Genomic DNA, 18,729 nt, shown 5'->3' with positions numbered 1-18,729 from the left:
CAATGCGCGACAAGCGAATCAGTGGACGCTGCGGACTTATACGCATACGTCTTTACTTGTACATACAAGCATATGCAATCAAGCGGCCAACTCACTGAAGAGCCGTTCAAGAAAAATCTCGAACAGGGCTACAGAGCGCTGGAAACAAGGGTTGTGGCGCGGATGAAATTTTTTGCAGGGGAGAATTGAGGTCGCGGGGGATCGTTACGAACCCGTGGCTTTGCGCCACGCTGGGGCGTTCGGTAACAAGTTGGTGCGCTGAGGGAAACAGGAATTGAAATGCAATTGTAGTGAGGGGATTTATCCCCGATGGAGCGCGTAGCGGTCCCAAAAGGTCTGCTGCGCCGCCATCGGGGATAAATCCCCTCACCACAGGAGTGTTACCAGAGTTGGATCAGCGCGCCGTCAGCTCGATCACGCAGCACGCGGCATTGACCGCGACTTCAACCAGACCGGTGTTACCGTCCAGCTGCAGGCAATCATGTCGGGCCAGTTGCGCAGTGCTGTCACCGACCCGCATTTGCAGCAGCTCGCTGACACTGAACACCAGCACCGTCGAGGCCGAGCTGAAAAACCGCTGTTCACCGTCCAGCCACTGCAACCGCGCGTGGTAACGCTGCGGTGCGTAAATCAGGTTGAAGTCGCGTATCTCCCCACCGAGCAGTGTGCAGGACACTTGGCTTTCGCCGCTGAACGCAAATGGGTCCAGCGGTAACAGTGGACGCGTGTCGTCACCATCGACGCACAAGGTCATGCCGTCACCCTGCAAGACGGTGATCACTCGCTGGTAACCGCTGAAGGTGGAGAAACCGCCCGACTCGGCAATGTCGGCAATCGACAGACGCCAGCCAAAACCATCCAGGCCAGCACCCGCATCACGGGTGATCTCTTCGGTGCTGCCGCCGCCGTTTTTCCACGGCATGCGCGGGTAACCTTCGGCGCGTAAAACTTTCACTTCACTGCTCATTTATGAAAGCGTCCTTCCAGACGATGACGGGAACCTGGGTGAATCAAACGCGCGGCGGTCACCGGCTGACGGCCCGACCACGTACGACGACGGATCAACAGGCACGGCTCGCCTTTTTCGATCTGCAACAACTTGCACTCGGACGGCTCGGCGAGGATCGCTTCGACCACATGCTCGCCTTCAGTCAACGGCGCGACTTGGTTGAGATAGGCGTACGGGGTTTGCAGAGTGAAATCCTGCTTGAGGTATTCCGGAGCGACCAGCGCGTTGACGAAACGGTCTTCGATTTGCACCGGAATGTCGTTTTCGTAATGCACGATCAGCGAATGGAAGACCTTCTGCCCTTCGCGCATGTCCAGCGCCAACGCGCGCTCGGAGCCCGCGGCCTCTTCTTCGAGGGTGATCACCTGACAGGTGTGGCGATGCCCACGGGAAGCAATTTCGTCGGCGATGTTGTGCACTTCGAACAGCGCAGACTGGCTCTTCGGTTCGGCGACAAACGTGCCGACACCTTGCATGCGCACCAGCAGGCCGTCTGCGGTCATTTCGCGCAGCGCGCGGTTGATGGTCATGCGGCTGAAACCGAGCTGGCTGACCAGTTCGCTTTCCGACGGCACGCGGTAGTGCGGTGGCCAGTTACCGCTGTCGATCTGCTGGGTGATCATCTGTTTGACGCGGGCGTACAAGGGCGCCGGACTGTCGCCCAGGTTCGCGGCCAACGGGGAGACTGGAGGCGGAGTCGGCACGGTGGATCCCTGTTCATTGGATGAAGGTTGCTAGCTTGCCGGAGTTTACCGGGCAGGCAAACGTCTGTATATGTATATACAAATAACACACGATGGGGTGCTGAACCATGTCCGCTTTCTTTGCCGAACGCGCGCTGCTGCCTAACGGATGGGCCAACCATGTACGTCTCGAAGTCAGTGCCGATGGCATGCTGACCCGAATCCAGGCCGATTCCACCGCAGATGGCGCCGAGCGGCTGAGCGGTCCGCTGCTGCCGGGCATGCCCAATCTGCACTCCCACGCCTTCCAGCGCGCGATGGCGGGACTGGCCGAAGTGGCTGGCAATCCCAACGACAGCTTCTGGACCTGGCGTGACCTGATGTATCGGCTGGTCGGAAAAATCAGCCCGGAGCAACTCGGCGTGATTGCCCGTCAGCTGTACATCGAAATGCTCAAGGCCGGTTACACCTCGGTTGCTGAATTCCACTATGTGCACCACGACAACAACGGTCAGCCGTATGCCGATCCGGCCGAGCTGGCACTGCGCATCAGCCAGGCAGCGAGCGACAGCGGCATCGGTCTGACCCTGTTGCCGGTGCTTTACAGCCATTCCGGATTCGGCGGCCAAACGCCCAATGACGGGCAGCGCCGCTTTATCAACAGCACCGAAAACTATCTGAACCTGCAAGCGCGCCTGCAGCCGCTGCTGGCTCAGCAAAAAGCGCAATCGCTGGGGCTGTGCTTCCACTCGTTGCGCGCGGTCACCCCGCAACAGATCAGCGAAGTGCTGGCGGCCAGCGACAAACAGTGCCCGGTGCACATTCACATTGCCGAGCAGCAGAAGGAAGTCGATGACTGCCTGAGCTGGAGCGGTCGCCGGCCGCTGCAATGGCTCTATGAAAACACCGAAGTCGATCAGCGCTGGTGCCTGGTTCACGCGACCCACGCCAATCCCGAGGAAGTCACGCTGATGGCCAAGAGTCGCGCCATCGCCGGCCTGTGCCTGACCACCGAAGCCAACCTCGGCGACGGGATCTTCCCGGCGGTGGATTTCCTCGCGCAGGGCGGGCGCATGGGCATCGGTTCCGACAGCCATGTGTCGCTCAGCGTGGTCGAGGAATTGCGTTGGCTGGAATACGGCCAGCGTCTGCGCGACCAGCGGCGCAACCGTTTGTATGGGGCGGATCAACCGATGGTCGGGCGCACGTTGTATGACGCGGCGCTGGACGGCGGCGCCCAGGCATTGGGGCAGCCGATTGGCGCGCTGGAAGTCGGCAAGCGTGCCGACTGGATCGTGCTCGATGGCAGCGATCCGTATCTGGCGACAGCAACGGGTGACGGGATTTTGAATCGCTGGTTGTTTGCTGGCGGCGATCGTCAGGTACGCGATGTATTGGTCAATGGCCAGTGGGTGGTGCGCGATGGCCGGCATGCAGGCGAAGAGGAAAGTGCACGTGCTTTCACCCAGGTTCTGCGCGAACTTTTAGGCTGACACAAAACAAAAATGTGGGAGCGAGCCTGCTCGCGAAAGCGGTGTATCAGCAACATTTTCGTTAACTGACACACCCTCTTCGCGAGCAGGCTCGCTCCCACATTTGATTGGTGGTGGTCTTTAATTCGAAGTCTTCGCCATCTGCCGATCCGACGCCCGCCAGATCAGTCGCGTGGTGTCGTAACCCTGCTGACGCGCCTTGCTCAGCAACTCCTCACGCACCACACCGTTGACGGTCGGCGTGCGGGACAGCAACCACATGTACTTGCGGCTCGGGTCGCCGACGATAGCGGTCTTGTAGTCGTCGCTGACGTACAACACCCAGTATTCGCCTTTCGCCACTCCCGGAATCAAACGCGAGAACCAGGTATCGAATTCGACCCACAACTTGTCGGTCTTGCCCGGCACCTGTGGATAAGCCTTGCCTTTGGCTTCTTCCCATTGCCAGTCGGCGGTCAGGCAACGATTGAGCACGTCGACATTACCGTCCGGCCTGAGCGAATAATGGGCTTCGGATTGCGCGCAGTTGCGCTGGAAGTACATCGGCAGTCGCGCCAGTTCGTACCAAGTACCCTGATAACGCTTGAGGTTGACACTGTGAGCCGTCTTGGGCGCCAGCGGATCTTCACCGTGAGTGGCGCAGCCGGCCAGTACCAGGCCGGCAAAAAGGACGAACAATAACCGCTTCATTATTTTTCTCCCGTGGGCGCTTGGCCCCGGTTTACTTCAGGCCTTGGCCAGAAAACATCAGCACTTTGTCACCGGCGTACTGCACGCTGATAAAGCTGTTTTTGTCGCCCCAGGTGCAACTGGACATGCCGAGCGCACCCGAACAGTCGGTGGGTTTGCCGAGCAGCGTCTCAACTTCGGCTTTGGCCATGCCGGCCGAAAGCTTGGAATAGTTTTCCTGGTTGACCTTGCTGCACGCGGCCAACAGCACGCAAAAAGTCAGAAGGGCGATAGATCGCAGCGACATGAAGTAACTCCTGGAGCGGAAGGGGGATGGCATGGTGCCAACCAGAAGCTTAGAAGAGAAAACCCTCATCTGGTTCCCTTCAGAAATGGCTATTTATCGCTCCGCTCGTCTGGCATTTACCGGCAAATCAGACACTTTCTGCGGCTATTGAGCATTTCGTCGCATTTCACCAAAGACGCCTAATCTTTGGCGCACCGCGGTCGAAATAAGAGCAGCGCAAAGCCCCCGAGTGTGGCAAATTGCCGCCCTTTCTCGACCAGCCCCTTCGCGGTAGTTCATTCGATGACCAGAAACATGAAATTCAGCCACAAGATCTTGTTGGCTGCCGCCCTCGTGGTGGCCGTTGCGTTCGCCTGTTTCATTTTGTTCAACGACTATCGACAACGCGAAGCCCTGAGCAGCAGCACCGAAGCCTCGATGCAGGAGCTGGGGAGTCTGACGACCAGCAACATCCAGACCTGGCTGGAAAGCCGCATCCAGTTGCTGCAATCGCTGGCACAGCAGGTCGCCGCCGACGGCAGCGCGCCGGCCAGCCTCAAGCGCATCATCGACCTGCCCGCCTACACCGGCAATTTCCAGCTCAGCTATTTCGGCGGCGCTGACGGCGTAATGTTCTCGGTACCCGCCGGTAACCGTGCACCGGATTACGACCCGCGCGCCCGTGGCTGGTACAAGGCCGCCAACAGTGCGCAGCAGACCATCGTCACCGAACCCTACATCGCCGCTTCGTCGGGCAAACTGGTGATCACCGTCGCCACCCCGGTGCAGCGTCAAGGCCAGATGATCGGTGTGGCCGGCGCGGATATCGACCTGACCAGCGTCAGCGCGATCATCAACTCGCTCAACTTCGGTGGCCACGGCCATGCGTTCATCGTCAGCGCCGATGGCAAGATCCTGATTCACCCGGACAGCAAACTGGTGCTGAAAACCCTTGCCGAGGCTTATCCGAACGGTGCACCGAAAGTCAGCCCCGGCCTGAAAGAAGTCGAATTCGACGGCAAGACCCAACTGATTTCGTTCACCCGCGTCAACGGCGTGCCATCGGCTGACTGGTACGTGGCGCTGTTGCTGGACAAGGACACCGCGTTCTCGATGCTCAGCGAATTCCGCACCTCGGCGCTGATCGCCATGGTCATTGCCGTGGTGATCATCATCGCCCTGCTCGGCATGCTGATCCGCGTGCTGATGCAACCGCTGCTGACCATGGGCCGTGCCATGCACGACATCGCTGAAGGCGAAGGCGACCTGACCAAGCGGCTGGTGATCCACGGCCACGACGAGTTCGGCGCGCTGGGCCTGTCGTTCAACCGCTTCGTCGAGCGTATTCATACCTCGATCCGCGAAGTGTCGTCGGCCACCGGGCAAGTCAACGAAGTCGCCCTGCGTGTGGTCGCGGCCTCTAACTCGTCGATGTACAACTCCGACCAGCAAGCCAGCCGCACCAACAGCGTGGCCGCGGCGATCAACCAGCTCGGCGCTGCCGCCCAGGAAATCGCCCAGAACGCCGCTCTCGCCTCGCAGCACTCCAGCGATGCGCGCAACCTGGCGGTCGACGGTCAGCAGGTTGTGGATAAAACCATTCACGCGATGCAGCAGTTGTCGGCAAAAATCAGCGACTCCTGCGGCAACATCGAAACCCTCAATAGCAACACGGTGAACATCGGCCAGATTCTGGAAGTGATCACCAGCATCTCGCAGCAGACCAACCTGCTGGCGCTCAACGCCGCGATCGAGGCGGCCCGCGCCGGTGAGGCCGGCCGTGGTTTCGCCGTAGTTGCTGACGAAGTGCGCAACCTCGCGCACCGCACTCAGGATTCGGCGCAGCAAGTGCAGAAGATGATCGAAGAGCTGCAAGTCGGCGCGCGTCAGGCGGTGAGCATCATGACCGAGAGCCAGCGCGAGAGCGAAAGCAGCGTCGGCATCGCCAATCAGGCCGGCGAACGCCTGGGCAGCGTGACCCAGCGCATCGGCGAGATCGACGGCATGAACCAGTCGGTAGCTACCGCAACAGAGGAGCAAACCGCTGTGGTCGAGTCGATCAACGTCGACATCAACGAGATCAACACGCTGAACCAGGAAGGTGTGGAGAACCTGCAGGCAACCTTGCGGGCTTGTTCGGATCTGGAGCAGCAGGCGGCGCGGTTGAAGCAGCTGGTGGGCAGTTTCAGGATCTAAGGCGCGGCCACTGGCCCCATCGCTGGCAAGCCAGCTCCCACATTGGAATGCATTTCAAGGTGGGAGCGAGTCTGCTCGCGAAGCGGGATTCAGCCGCAGTGAAGATTTAGAACCTGGAACCTGGCTCAGAAAGAAACGCCAACTCCTCTGCCGTCGACTCCCGCCCCAACACCGCATTGCGATGCGGAAACCGGCCAAACCGCGCAATCACCTTTTGATGCCGCTCGGCATAGTCCAGGTTATCGGCAAACACCGCCCGCTCGGCTTCCGGCTGTTCAGCTACCAGATCGATAAAACGCGAAACGGCTTCGTTCTGCACCGCGAGGTTTTCGCAGTGTTCGAACACCAGATAAATGAATACCCGCTGAATCGGCTTCAGTTGCCGATCGAAATCCGCAGCAATGCCTTGCGCGACAAGTTTCTGCGCGCGCAGATCACCGGAAAAAGCTTTGGGTGTATCGCGAAAGATCATGCGTGGCAGTTGATCGAGCAGCAGCACCACCGCCAGCCAACCTTCGGGACGTTGCGTCCACTCGGTCAATTCACCAGCGAGGGCCTGATCGACAAAGACCCCGAAACGCTCACGCGCTTCGAGGTCTTGGCGGTCTTTCTTGCCGAACCACAATGTACCCTTCTCAGCCGATATCTCGCGCGGTGATTCGGCGTGTCCGAACCACCAATCGAGCAGCGGCTGCCAGGGCGCGTTCACGGCTTATTCCTTGTGGTAAGCCGTGGCGCGGGCGACTTCTTCTTTCGAGCCGAGGAACACCGCTACGCGCTGGTGCAGGCCTTCGGGCTGAATGTCGAGGATGCGCTGGTGACCGTCGGTGGACGCGCCGCCGGCCTGTTCCACCAGGAACGACATCGGGTTGGCTTCGTACATCAGACGCAGTTTGCCCGGCTTGGATGGCTCACGGCTGTCGCGTGGGTACATGAACAGACCACCACGGGTCAGGATGCGGTGCACGTCAGCCACCATCGCCGCGACCCAGCGCATGTTGTAGTTCTTCTTCAGCGGGCCTTCTTCGCCGGCCAGCAGTTCGCTGACGTAACGTTGTACCGGGGCTTCCCAGTGGCGCTGGTTGGACATGTTGATCGCGAATTCCTGGGTGGTTTCAGGAATGGTGATGTCTTCGTGGGTCAGCACGAAGCTGCCCATTTCGCGGTCGAGGGTGAAGCCTTTGACGCCGTCGCCCAGGGTCAGCACCAGCATGGTCTGCGGGCCGTAAATCGCGTAACCGGCGGCAACCTGCTGGGTGCCTGGCTGCAGGAACGCTTTCTCGTTCAGCGCTTCGTTCTGGCTCAGGTATTCGTTCGGGCAGCGCAGTACCGAGAAGATGGTGCCGACCGGGGCGTTGATGTCGATGTTCGACGAGCCGTCCAGTGGGTCGAAGACCAGCAGGTAGGCGCCTTTCGGGTATTTGCCCGGGATCTGGTAGGCATTGTCCATTTCTTCGGACGCCATGCCGGCCAGGTGACCGCCCCATTCGTTGGCTTCGAGCAGGATCTCGTTCGACAGCACGTCGAGTTTCTTCTGCACTTCGCCTTGGACGTTTTCAGTGCCCATGCTGCCAAGAACACCGCCCAGGGCGCCTTTGGACACGGCGTGGCTGATCTCTTTGCAGGCACGCGCCACCACTTCGATCAGGAAGCGCAGATCGGCAGGAGTGTTATTGCTGCGGGTCTGCTCAATCAAATAGCGACTCAGGGTAACGCGGGACATGGACGGCTCCGGTGGAATGGGGGGCTAAAAACCCGCGCAGTTTACAGGGAGTCTGAAAACCTAGCGAGCGATGACGCCCGGTAACGTGCATTGGGGTGTATTTGCCTGTATGAGACGTGATTGTCGATGGAGAGTTCAGGTAGCGGATTTAGCGTAGTAGGAAATCGGACGGGTGTGGCTGGGGGTTAATTGATCAGTTCGGAATATGTATGGGCTGACACGCCGCTTTCGCGAGCAGGCTCGCTCCCACAGGGAATCCGGGAGACCGCTGAATGGGCGTCCATTGAAGATCCAAAGTGGGAGCGAGCCTGCTCGCGAATGGCGCGCAGCGCCAGCCATTCTCAGGAACGGGTCGGTGGCTTGCGCAACAGACTCGCCGCCATCACCCCGAGGAACACCACACTCACCAGCAACACCGCCCACAAGCCGATTTTCTTCCAGTTGGTTTCGGCCACCGCCGCTGTAGTGGCCGGGGCGGTCGGCGTGGTGACCACATCGCCCTGCACCGTCGCCTTGCCGAGCGTCGCGAGCTTCTGCGGTTTGAAATCCGGAATCAGCGTGCTCAGCGGCAGATTCGCGGTTTTCACCGTCGGATTGCCCAGCGCCAGGCTGTACGGTCCGTCACCGCGCGCGAGGAAAATCACCTGCGTCGCCCGCACCGCGTATTTCAGGCTCGGTGCCTGCTCGCCCAGGCCACCGCCGCGCTCATCCACGCTCAGTTTCAATTGCTGCACGGTTTGCCCGTACAACTGCAATTCGTTCTGCACCACATCCTGACCGTTCTGGGTCAGGCGATACAGCAAACCGTTGCCCAGGGGTTGCCACGGCAGGCTGCTTTCGCGGCGGCCCGCGAGGGTGACCGGCGCCAGACTGTTCGGTTGTTTCAGCTCAACCTGCACCCGCTCGACATTCAGCCCCATCGGCAACTGCCAGGTGTACTCGCCGGATTGAGTGCTGCTGCCCGTCAACGCTTGCGACCAGACCAACGGCAGCGGCACGTTGCGTGGATCGCTGCTTTTCAATTGCACCGCAGTGAGGATGGGTGCCGAGGTGGACGCCTCCCACAGCAGACGCAGATAACGCGCGGATTGCCCCGGCAGCGTCACCTCATGCTGTTCGATACGCTCGTCGGAAAACGTCAGGCGCGCGACCTGCCCCTCGCCCCACGCCTGCCAATGCTGCAAGTCGTCACTGGCCTCGATGCTGAAACGCTGGAAGCCGTCGCGCTCGCTGGTCCAGTCAAGAATCAGCTGCTGCAGCGGCGCCTTGATCGCGCTGGCATCGAGCAGCCAGCCGCGCAGCACTTCCTCACCGGCCTCCAACTGAGTTGACGGCTGCACTTCCACCAGCGTGCCGGTGGTGGTCGATTGCACGCGCACGTTCGGCGCCCGCTCGCTGGCGTCGGCGGCGTTGTACAACGGGAACCACTTCACCTCATGCAACTGCCCGTCGTCGCGGGTCTGCGCCGATTCCCGGGCCAGGGCGTAGGCCTGCGGCTCGCCAGCAGCGTTGAACACGCGCAGGTCGCTGAGATCGGTCTGGCGTGCCTGCAATTGCGCGCTCAGCGGCAGGTCGAGGCGATACCACGGGCCGTTACCGCTCACCGCCAGCGGCACCTGCGTGGCGAAGTCCGCCGGTTTTTCCTGCGCGCCGGCAGCCATCACTACGCCCAGCGCCAACCACCCCAGATTCAGCATGCGACTCAAGATGAAACTCCTTCGGTATCCGGCACGGGTTTGTCCGCCTCCGGTTCGGCTTCGACACGCTTAGGCGGCAGCGGCGCAAAGTAGCCCACCACCAGCAGCAACACGCCGACGCCGATAAACGAGACGATCCGGGCGAGGCCGCCACGGTTGCTCAATTCGACAAAAATCAGTTTCGCCACCACCAGCGCAATCAGCGCCGCGCCGATCAGCCAGACTTCGCGCCGGTGACGCAAATGCCCGCCGATCATCAGACCCAATGCCATCAGGGTCCAGACGATGGACAACCCGGCCTGCACCAGCATCGACTCAAGCAAAAGATCCAGCTCGAACGGGATCCCCGCCCAATGGTGAGCGGCGCGGGTCACCAGCGCGGTACAAAAGGCGAACAGCGAAACCCCGGCGACCAGTTGCGTGGCGTACTCGGCGTAATCCTTGCGCAGGGCAAACTGCGTCACCGCATGGCGCGACCACGCATACACCCCGAACAGGGCAAACAGCAGGCCCAATTCCAGCGGGTTGACCAGCGGTACGTACGGCAGCGGTTCGGCGTTGCCGTCGCTGAAGCCGTTGGCCAGCCAGAACCACGCCAGCATCAGCACTGCCAACGGCGCAGCGGCATACAAACGATATTCGCGCGAGAACGCGGCCACCGGCCAAGGCCAGTTGCGTGGAGCCGCCGCCAGCAACAGATACAGGCTCGGCAGGATCGCCCAGCCGAGCCAGCGCCAAGCGTTGTATTGCTCGGACAACAGCAGCAAGCCGTAGCGTAATTCCAGCGCCAGTACGCCGATCAGCAGCCAGCAACCCAGCACATGCGCCGTGCTCAATGCCCGTGCCGGCAACATCGGCGCCAGACGCCGCAAGCTGAAGAAGTGCACGACGAACACCAGCACCCACGCCAGCCAGCCGACATTCGCCGCCGGGTGATAACGCGAATGCCACGCCGCCAGCAGCACCAGCCCCGCCGCCGGGATCAGCAAGGTGCAGATCAGGCCCAGCGCCGGCCATTTCAGGCGCAGCGCCAACAGCGTCCACAACGCCACGCTTAGCGCGGCGACCAGCAGCAACAGCGGCGCCTGCAGGTTCAACGGTGCAAAACGCAGCACCTCACTGACCCACGCCAACGCCCACCAACCGGCGCCCCACACCAGCAACACTTCAGACAGACGCTGCAAACCCAGCGCATCGAACGCCGAGGCATGATTGCCCAGTTGCAAACGCCAGGCACCGACCAGCGCGGCCAGCCCCAATACCAGTGGCGTCCAGAAGCTGCCATGAGCCAGCGGCCGCAGGCCTTCGCTGGACAGCGGCACGAGCAACTCGGGGCCGGCCAACAAGAACGCCGTGCCACCGATCAACTGCAACAACAGGCCGAAAACAAAACTCACGCGCTGCTTGAGGTACAGGCTCAGCCAGATGATCAGCAAGCCACTCGCCGCCCACACCGCACTCGCGGTTTGCCACGGCAACACGAACAGCACCGCCAGGTTGATCAGCACCAGCCCCGCCAGCAACACCACCGACAAGCCGCGCAGCAGCCGCACATCGCCGCGCACCATCTCGTCCCGTGCCGCCAGCAGCATGCCGGCGATCAACGCCAGACCGATCAGCGATGCGCTGAGCAACCCGCTCCACCCGGCGCTGAACACCGCTGCCGAATCCTCGCCCGCGCCTTGCAGACGCAACAGGAACAGCGCACCGCCGAACAACTGCACGGCGAACGCGGTGAACAGGAACGTACGCGATTGCAGGCGCAGGCCGACAAACAAGGTCACCAGTCCGGCCAACGCCCAACTGATCGCTGTCGCCTGAACAAAGAAAAACAACGGCGCCAGCAAATACAGGAAGGTCAGGCCCAGCGCCGCCAGTACCGGCAAACCCTGGCGCTCCCACGGCGAAGCCTGTTCCGGCGCCGCTTTGCGCAATTGATAGAAACTGAACAGCAGCGCGAAGCCGAGCATCAACGCGCCCAACGGTGCGCCGTCGAGCAGGCTGCTTTCGCCGACCCGCAGCTGACTGAGGAACGCCAGCGCCGAACCCAGTTGCAGCAACAGGGCAAACGCTCGGGCGAACGGCCGCTGCTGACGCAGACCGAGCCAGAAAATCCCCGCGCCCTCCACTGCCCACGCTGCTGAGGTCCAGCGTGCATCAAGGCCTAGCGGGATCGCCAGACTGGCGAAAATCACCCCCAGCGCCAGACAGGTTTCACCCAGCAGCAAGGCGCGACCACCCATCAGTAACCGGGCCAGGCCCATGTAGATCACGCCCAGTGCGAGTGCGCTGAACGCGGCGGCGAACTCCAGGTGCTGCACCAGCGCAAACTGCAAACCGAAGCCCACGAGCGGCGGGCCGAACAGCATTGTGCCGTCGACGTAGTCGCCCTTGCGCGCCGACCAGTGCAGTAGTGCTTCGCGATCGCCGTCTGCCGGTGCATCGGGCGTGTCGAGCAACTTGCGGCGGGCAAACAGCAGGCCGATGGCCAGGTACATCAGGAAGAACAGAATCAGGAACGGTTCGGTGCTCCACAGCAATTCGGGCGCATACGAACGCAGCCCCCAGGCGAAGCCGATGCCGAACGTGCCAACGAATCCGATCAGGTTGAGCAGGCGCCAGGCCTTGAACCAGGCGATGGCAAGGATGCCGGCATTGAGCAGCGCGAAATAGCTGAACAGCGCGACATGGTTGCCGGCGCCGGTCGAGGTCAGGATCGGCGCGGCGAAACCGCCGAGCGCAGCGGCGGCGGCCAGTCCAAGAGCATCCTGGGTGATGGCGAGAATGGCCGAAAACACCGTGACCGCCACCAGCAAACCCAGCGCGGCGGACGGATCAAGCAACGGATGCAGTCGCATCGCCGCAAACACCGTCAGGTACAGCACCGCGATCCCGGTGCCCTGCAGAATCAGCGCGTAGCTGCTGTTGCGCCGACGCAACCACCAGCCCAGCGCCAGCAGGGCCAACGCCGCCGCCGCGACGCCGGCATAACGCAATTCGATCGGCACCACCATGCCTTCGGTGGCATAGCGCAGCAGGAACGCCAGACCGAAAAACAACAGCACCACGCCGACCCGCAACACCGTGTTGCCCCCGAACAGCCAGTTGCGCGCAGCGCTGATGCCGCGCTCGATCAGGTTCGGGCCACGGGGTTCGGCCGGTTGTGTGGGGATTGCAGGCTCGTCGGTGACGGCGTCCAGACGCCAGACATCGGCCGGCAGCGGCTGGCTGGCTTCGCTGGCAACGGCAGAGATCGGTTCGAGTTCCGGCGGCAGTTCCCAGACCAGCTCAGGGGTGGCGGCGGATGCTTGTTCGGCAACGATGACGGGGTCGACGGCAGCGTCCGGAGTCGGCGCCATGCTCGGCGGTGTAGTGCGCACGCCGGCACCTTCAAGCAGGAACAGACGCTGCTCGACGGCTTGCAGGGCGATCTTGGCCTGTTCCAGTTGGCGCTGCTGTTCGGTGGCCTGCGAGCCAAGCCGGGCAAGGCGCAGCGTTTGCCCGATCGCCAGCCCGAGCAGCGCCCCCAATAGCGCGGCGCTGAACGACTCATCAAGCAGCCAGCCGAGCAGCAGCCCGATCAACATAAACATCCATTGCATGGTCGATATCCCTAAGCGCAAAGGCCAATCCGGGAAGATTAGCGCAGCCTGATCCAAAAAGATCGCAGCCTTCGGCAGCTCCTACAGGGTTATGTGAACACCTGTGTAGGAGCTGCCGAAGGCTGCGATCTTTTCCGGCGCGCCGATTATATCGAGCCCAGCGAAAAGTTACTCCAGTGCCTTCCAGATATCCGTGGCGTACTCACGAATGGTCCGGTCAGAGGAAAACCAGCCCATCCGCGCCGTGTTGAGCACTGCCGAACGCCACCAGTTGTTAGCGTCGTGCCAGTGCGCATCGACGCGTTTCTGTGCTTCCCAGTAGGAATCGAAGTCGGCGCAGACCAGGAAGCGGTCGTAGTCCACCAGCGAATCAATCAGCCCGGTATAGCGCGACGTGTCATCCGGCGAGAACACGCCACTGCGGATCGCTTGCAGCACGTCGCTCAAACGGTGCGACGCGGCGATGTCCGGCGCGGCGCTGAACTCGTGGTTCTGTTTGCGCGCTTCAACCTGCTGCGCACTGAGGCCGAAGATGAACATATGCTCGGCGCCGATGCGCTCGCACATTTCCACGTTGGCACCGTCGAGGGTGCCGATGGTCAGTGCGCCGTTGAGACCGAACTTCATGTTACTGGTGCCCGACGCTTCGAAGCCGGCCGTGGAAATCTGCTCGGACAAGTCCGCCGCCGGAATGATGCTCTCGGCGAGGCTGACGTTGTAGTTGGGCAGGAACACCACCTTCAGCAAACCACGCACGGTCGGGTCGTTGTTCACCACCCGGGCGATGTCGTTGGTCAGCTTGATGATCAGCTTGGCCTGGTGATAACTCGCGGCCGCTTTACCGGCGAAGATCTTCACCCGCGGTACCCAGTCCACTTCCGGCTCGGCACGAATCGCCTGATACAGCGCCACCGTGTGCATCAGGTTGAGCAACTGGCGCTTGTATTCGTGGATCCGTTTGACCTGCACGTCGAACATCGCCGCCGGATTGACCGCGATCCCCAACCGCTCGTGAATCAGATAGGCCAATGCTTTCTTGCTGTGCAGGCGCTGCTCGGCGAAGGCTTTGCGGAACGTGGTTTTCTCGGCGAACGGCTCCAGATCGAGCAAGCGCTCTTCCGGGTTATCCAGCACCTGCGGGCCGAGTGCATCGACCAGCATCGAGGTCAGTTCGGAGTTGGCCTGGAACAACCAGCGGCGGAAGGTGATGCCGTTGGTTTTGTTGTTGATCCGCTCCGGGTAGAGCTTGTGCAGTTCGGCGAACACGGTCTTGCGCATCAGTTGCGTGTGCAGACCGGATACGCCATTGACGCTGTGCGATCCGAGGAACGCGAGGTTGCCCATGCGCACCCGACGACCGTTGTCTTCTTCGATCAGCGACACCGCGCGCAGCACGTCGAAATCATGAATGCCCTTGGCGCGCAGCGAGTCGATGTGCTGCGCGTTGATCAGGTAAATGATCTGCATGTGCCGCGGCAGCATGCGCTCCATCAAACCGACCGGCCAGGTTTCCAGCGCCTCGGGCAACAGTGTGTGGTTGGTGTACGACAGCGTGTCGACGGTGACTTGCCACGCCGCATCCCAGGCCACGTCGTAGACGTCGACCAGTTGCCGCATCAGTTCGGCGACAGCAATCGAAGGGTGGGTGTCGTTGAGCTGAATCGCTGCGTGATCGCCCAGGGTCAGCACCGAGGTGTGCATGTTGCGATGGCGCCGCAGCAAATCCTGCAGCGAAGCCGCGACGAAGAAATATTCCTGACGCAGGCGCAATTCCTGCCCGGCCTCAGTGCTGTCCGCCGGGTAAAGCACCCGGGAAATACTTTCGGCGCGGGCTACCTCAGCCACCGCGCCCAGGTGGTCACCGGCGTTGAAGCGCTCAAGGTGCAGATCTTCCATGGCGCGTGCACGCCACAGGCGCAGAGTGTTGACGCTCGCCCCACGCCAGCCGACCACCGGCGTGTCGTAGGCAATCGCCCGCACGGTTTCCGCCGGCGACCAGACCTGTTTGGTCTTGCCACTGGCATCGGTGACGGTTTCGACGCTGCCACCGAAGCCAATGGTGTACACCACTTCCGGACGCTCGAATTCCCACGGGTTGCCGAAATCCAGCCAGTGCTCGGTCTGTTCCTGCTGCCAGCCATCGACGATGGCCTGGCGGAACAACCCGTGTTCATAACGAATGCCGTAACCGTGCCCGGCAATGCCGAGGGTCGACATGCTTTCCATGAAGCACGCCGCCAGACGCCCGAGACCACCGTTGCCGAGCGCCGCATCGGGTTCCAGCAGACGAATGCGTTCCAGATCGACACCCAGTTCGGTCAGCGCTTCACGGGCGACGTCGAGCAGGCCGAGGTTGCTCAGGCTGTCGTAGAGCAAACGGCCGATGAGAAATTCCAGCGAGAGGTAATACACCCGCTTCTGGCCTTTGCGGTAGATCTGCCGGGTGTGGTCCATCCAGTGTTCGACCATGTGGTCGCGTGCCGCCAGGGCAATGGCTTCGAACCAGTCATGGTCAAAGGCGTGATCCGGGTCTTTGCCCACCGCATAGGTGAGCTTGGTCAGGACGGCATCGCGGAATGCGGCCACCTCTGCTTCGCGAACTAGTGGTTCTTGAGTCATCGATAGGACCTCGAGCGAGCGGGGAATTGTCTGAGCCTAGACGGTCTGACCGACGGTAGAGGCGCAGGTTCGGCAGTTTTTCCGAAGACGGTGAGATAGCCCGGCATTACCTTGGCGAGTGGGCTAATGAATGCAGGGGCCGTGCCGGACTGAATGGCATTTACACGGCGTTTGCAAAAATCTGGCGAAAGGTTGTTCAAAAATCCACCAGTCCCGGTATGATCGCGCGCCCTGATGCACACACGCCTGGTAACCCCCGATGATGAAGCCCAACCTGATTGCCGCCGCCGAGATCGACCGTCTCGATACGTGGGCCAAATATTCGGCCCCGATGTGCGGCTCTTGTGTCTCCAGCTGCTGCACCCTGCCGGTCGAGGTCAAGATCAAGGACCTGGTACGCATCGGCGTGGTCGACGAGTTCGAGCTGGGCGATCCGCCGAAGAACATCGCCAAGCGCCTGCAAAAGGAAGGGCTGGTCGAGCGCTTCAACCAGAAATCGGGGATCTTCACCCTGCAGCGCATGAGCAACAACGATTGCTACTACCTGGATCGTAAAAGCCGCCTGTGCACCATTTATGACAAGCGCCCGGACACCTGCCGCAACCACCCGAAAGTCGGCCCACGGCCGGGGTATTGCGCGTACAAGCCGAAAGAAGTCGAGCGGGTGCAGAATTCGCGGTCGATCGAGAAGTTCTGACCTTTCCTGATATTTTCGGCGCCTGTCCGGCCGCCATCGCTGGCAAGCCAGCTCCCACATTGATTGTTGTCGTACACAAGATTCATGTGCGACGCAAAACCCTGTGGGAGCTGGCTTGCCAGCGATGAGGCCAGCACAAACACCGCACAAATCCCGGACAAACAAAAACGCCCCCGGTCTCGCGACCGGGGGCGTTTTTTTCAAGCTCGGGCTGAATTACGCCTTGGCTTTCTTGGCAGCGCGGGTACGCTCGCTTTCGTCCAGGATCTTCTTGCGAAGACGGATGGACTTAGGAGTGACTTCGCACAGCTCGTCTTCCTGGATGTATTCCAGAGCCTGTTCCAGAGTGAAGCGAACAGGTGGTACCAGAGCGATGGTTTCGTCTTTACCCGAAGCACGCATGTTGTCGAGCTTCTTGCCTTTGGTAGGGTTCACACCCAGGTCGTTGTCGCGGCTGTTCTGACCAACGATTTGACCGTTGTAGATCTCCTGGCCGTGTTCTACGAACAGCTTGCCACGAGCCTGCAGGGTTTCCAGCGAGTAGGTCAGTGCCTTGCCGGTTTCAACCGAAACCAGAACGCCGTTCTGACGGCCGGACATGTGGCCCGACTTCACTGGCGCGTAACGGTCGAAGATCGAGGTCAGGATGCCAGCGCCGTTGGTCAGGGTCAGGAACTGGTTACGGAAACCGATCAGACCGCGAGCAGGGATGTTGTATTCCAGACGAACACGGCCCTTGCCATCCGGCACCATGTTGCTCAGGTCGCCTTTACGCAGACCCATCTCTTCCATGACCTTGCCCTGCGATTCTTCAGGGATGTCGATGGTGACGTTTTCGAACGGTTCCTGCTTCACGCCGTCAACTTCACGGATGATCACTTCAGGACGGCCCAGGGCCAGCTCGAAGCCTTCGCGACGCATGGTTTCGATCAGTACCGAGAGGTGCAGCTCACCACGGCCGGAAACCTTGAACTTGTCAGCCGAGTCGCCTTCTTCAACGCGCAGTGCAACGTTGTACAGCAGCTCTTTGTCCAGACGATCCTTGATGTTACGGGAGGTCACGAACTTGCCTTCTTTACCGCAGAATGGCGAGTCGTTTACCTGGAAGGTCATGGAAACGGTTGGCTCGTCAACGGTCAGCGGCTTCATCGCCTCGACGGTGTTGATGTCGCACAGGGTGTCGGAGATGAACAGCTCGTCGAAGCCGCTGATGCAGACGATGTCGCCGGCTGCTGCTTCTTCAACGTCAATGCGGTGCAGACCGTGGTGACCCATCAGCTTCAGGATACGACCGTTGCGGCGCTTGCCGTCGGCGCTGATTGCGACAACCGGAGTGTTCGGCTTGACGCGACCACGAGCGATACGGCCAACACCGATAACACCCAGGAAGCTGTTGTAGTCCAGAGCGGAGATCTGCATCTGGAACGGACCGTCACGGTCAACGGCCGGAGGCGGAACGTGGTCGACCACTGCCTGGTACAGCGCAGTCATGTCTTCGCCCATGGCGGTGTGGTCCAGACCGGCGATGCCGTTCAGGGCCGAAGCGTAAACAACCTGGAAGTCCAGTTGTTCTTCGGTCGCACCGAGGTTGTCGAACAGGTCGAAGATCTGGTCCAGAACCCAGTCCGGACGCGCGCCTGGACGGTCAACCTTGTTGATCACCACGATTGGACGCAGGCCGGCTTCGAACGCCTTCTTGGTCACGAAACGGGTTTGCGGCATAGGACCGTCTTGAGCGTCAACCAGCAGCAGAACGGAGTCAACCATCGACATTACGCGTTCTACTTCGCCGCCGAAGTCGGCGTGGCCCGGGGTGTCCACGATGTTGATGTGGTAGCCGTTCCAGTTGATGGCGGTGTTTTTCGCCAGGATGGTAATACCGCGCTCTTTTTCCTGGTCGTTGGAGTCCATCACGCGCTCGTCGTTGAGCTCGTTGCGCTCCAGGGTGCCGGATTGACGCAGGAGTTTGTCTACCAGGGTGGTCTTACCATGGTCAACGTGGGCAATGATGGCGATGTTACGTAGATTTTCGATCACTTGTGTATCTCGATCAGA

The 18,729-nt window shown here is 61.0% G+C and carries 13 protein-coding genes; 3 read left to right on the top strand and 10 right to left on the bottom strand.

The window, feature by feature from the left end; genetic code table 11:
* Nucleotides 1-394: 394 nt before the first annotated feature.
* Together HXW87_RS05820 and hutC are read right to left on the bottom strand one after the other, a co-directional pair.
* Nucleotides 395-967 carry a HutD family protein gene (locus tag HXW87_RS05820; RefSeq protein ID WP_131670917.1) on the bottom strand — a complete coding sequence of 191 codons (573 nt, stop codon included), beginning with the start codon at nucleotides 965-967 and terminating at the stop codon, nucleotides 395-397.
* Nucleotides 964-1,632, bottom strand: coding sequence for a histidine utilization repressor (gene hutC / locus HXW87_RS05815; RefSeq protein WP_230679353.1), 669 nt, complete (start codon nucleotides 1,630-1,632; stop codon nucleotides 964-966). Before hutC ends, HXW87_RS05820 begins: the two co-directional genes overlap by 4 nt.
* A gap of 188 nt (nucleotides 1,633-1,820) precedes the next feature.
* Here hutC and HXW87_RS05810 point away from each other — a divergent pair, with 188 nt between their 5' ends.
* Nucleotides 1,821-3,185 carry a formimidoylglutamate deiminase gene (locus HXW87_RS05810; protein WP_239778562.1) on the top strand — a complete coding sequence of 455 codons (1,365 nt, stop codon included), beginning with the start codon at nucleotides 1,821-1,823 and terminating at the stop codon, nucleotides 3,183-3,185.
* Nucleotides 3,186-3,305: 120 nt separating this feature from the next.
* Here the strand turns inward: HXW87_RS05810 and HXW87_RS05805 are convergent, their stop codons facing one another.
* Both HXW87_RS05805 and HXW87_RS05800 read right to left on the bottom strand, forming a co-directional pair.
* On the bottom strand, nucleotides 3,306-3,875 hold the full coding sequence (locus HXW87_RS05805; RefSeq protein WP_041071454.1) for a lipocalin family protein: 570 nt from the start codon (nucleotides 3,873-3,875) through the stop codon (nucleotides 3,306-3,308).
* A 31-nt stretch (nucleotides 3,876-3,906) separates the two neighbouring features.
* Nucleotides 3,907-4,161, bottom strand: a complete 255-nt coding sequence (locus HXW87_RS05800; protein ID WP_003220802.1) for a hypothetical protein — start codon at nucleotides 4,159-4,161, stop codon at nucleotides 3,907-3,909.
* A gap of 282 nt (nucleotides 4,162-4,443) precedes the next feature.
* On the opposite strand from HXW87_RS05800, the gene HXW87_RS05795 reads away from it, so the two are divergent.
* Nucleotides 4,444-6,336, top strand: coding sequence for a methyl-accepting chemotaxis protein (locus HXW87_RS05795; RefSeq protein WP_239778561.1), 1,893 nt, complete (start codon nucleotides 4,444-4,446; stop codon nucleotides 6,334-6,336).
* A gap of 106 nt (nucleotides 6,337-6,442) precedes the next feature.
* Here the strand turns inward: HXW87_RS05795 and HXW87_RS05790 are convergent, their stop codons facing one another.
* The 5 genes from HXW87_RS05790 to HXW87_RS05770 all read right to left on the bottom strand — a co-directional run bounded on the left by HXW87_RS05790 (nucleotide 6,443) and on the right by HXW87_RS05770 (nucleotide 15,977).
* Nucleotides 6,443-7,045, bottom strand: coding sequence for a DUF924 family protein (locus HXW87_RS05790; protein WP_239778560.1), 603 nt, complete (start codon nucleotides 7,043-7,045; stop codon nucleotides 6,443-6,445).
* 3 nt (nucleotides 7,046-7,048) lie between these two features.
* Complete coding sequence (locus HXW87_RS05785) at nucleotides 7,049-8,059, bottom strand: class 1 fructose-bisphosphatase (protein WP_003220797.1); 1,011 nt, start codon at nucleotides 8,057-8,059, stop codon at nucleotides 7,049-7,051.
* 341 nt (nucleotides 8,060-8,400) lie between these two features.
* Nucleotides 8,401-9,765, bottom strand: a complete 1,365-nt coding sequence (locus HXW87_RS05780) for a DUF3999 domain-containing protein (protein WP_239778559.1) — start codon at nucleotides 9,763-9,765, stop codon at nucleotides 8,401-8,403.
* Complete coding sequence (locus HXW87_RS05775; protein WP_239778558.1) at nucleotides 9,762-13,358, bottom strand: DUF2339 domain-containing protein; 3,597 nt, start codon at nucleotides 13,356-13,358, stop codon at nucleotides 9,762-9,764. The genes HXW87_RS05780 and HXW87_RS05775 overlap by 4 nt, the downstream gene beginning before the upstream one ends.
* 168 nt (nucleotides 13,359-13,526) lie before the next feature.
* Nucleotides 13,527-15,977, bottom strand: a complete 2,451-nt coding sequence (locus HXW87_RS05770) for a glycogen/starch/alpha-glucan phosphorylase (protein ID WP_047290859.1) — start codon at nucleotides 15,975-15,977, stop codon at nucleotides 13,527-13,529.
* Between the two features lie 259 nt (nucleotides 15,978-16,236).
* Between HXW87_RS05770 and HXW87_RS05765 the strand changes: the two genes are divergently transcribed.
* Nucleotides 16,237-16,674, top strand: a complete 438-nt coding sequence (locus HXW87_RS05765; RefSeq protein WP_239778557.1) for a YkgJ family cysteine cluster protein — start codon at nucleotides 16,237-16,239, stop codon at nucleotides 16,672-16,674.
* Nucleotides 16,675-16,890: 216 nt separating this feature from the next.
* On the opposite strand, the gene typA is transcribed toward HXW87_RS05765, so the two are convergent.
* The gene (gene typA, locus HXW87_RS05760) at nucleotides 16,891-18,711 is read right to left on the bottom strand and encodes a translational GTPase TypA (protein WP_007961739.1); all 1,821 of its coding nucleotides are present in this window, start codon (nucleotides 18,709-18,711) and stop codon (nucleotides 16,891-16,893) included.
* Nucleotides 18,712-18,729 lie beyond the last annotated feature (18 nt).

Source organism: Pseudomonas sp. Y5-11, assembly GCF_022368695.1.
GTDB lineage: Bacteria > Pseudomonadota > Gammaproteobacteria > Pseudomonadales > Pseudomonadaceae > Aquipseudomonas > Aquipseudomonas parakoreensis.
Note: the sequence above shows the minus strand (reverse complement) of the source record. Positions and strands in the feature narration are given on the sequence as shown.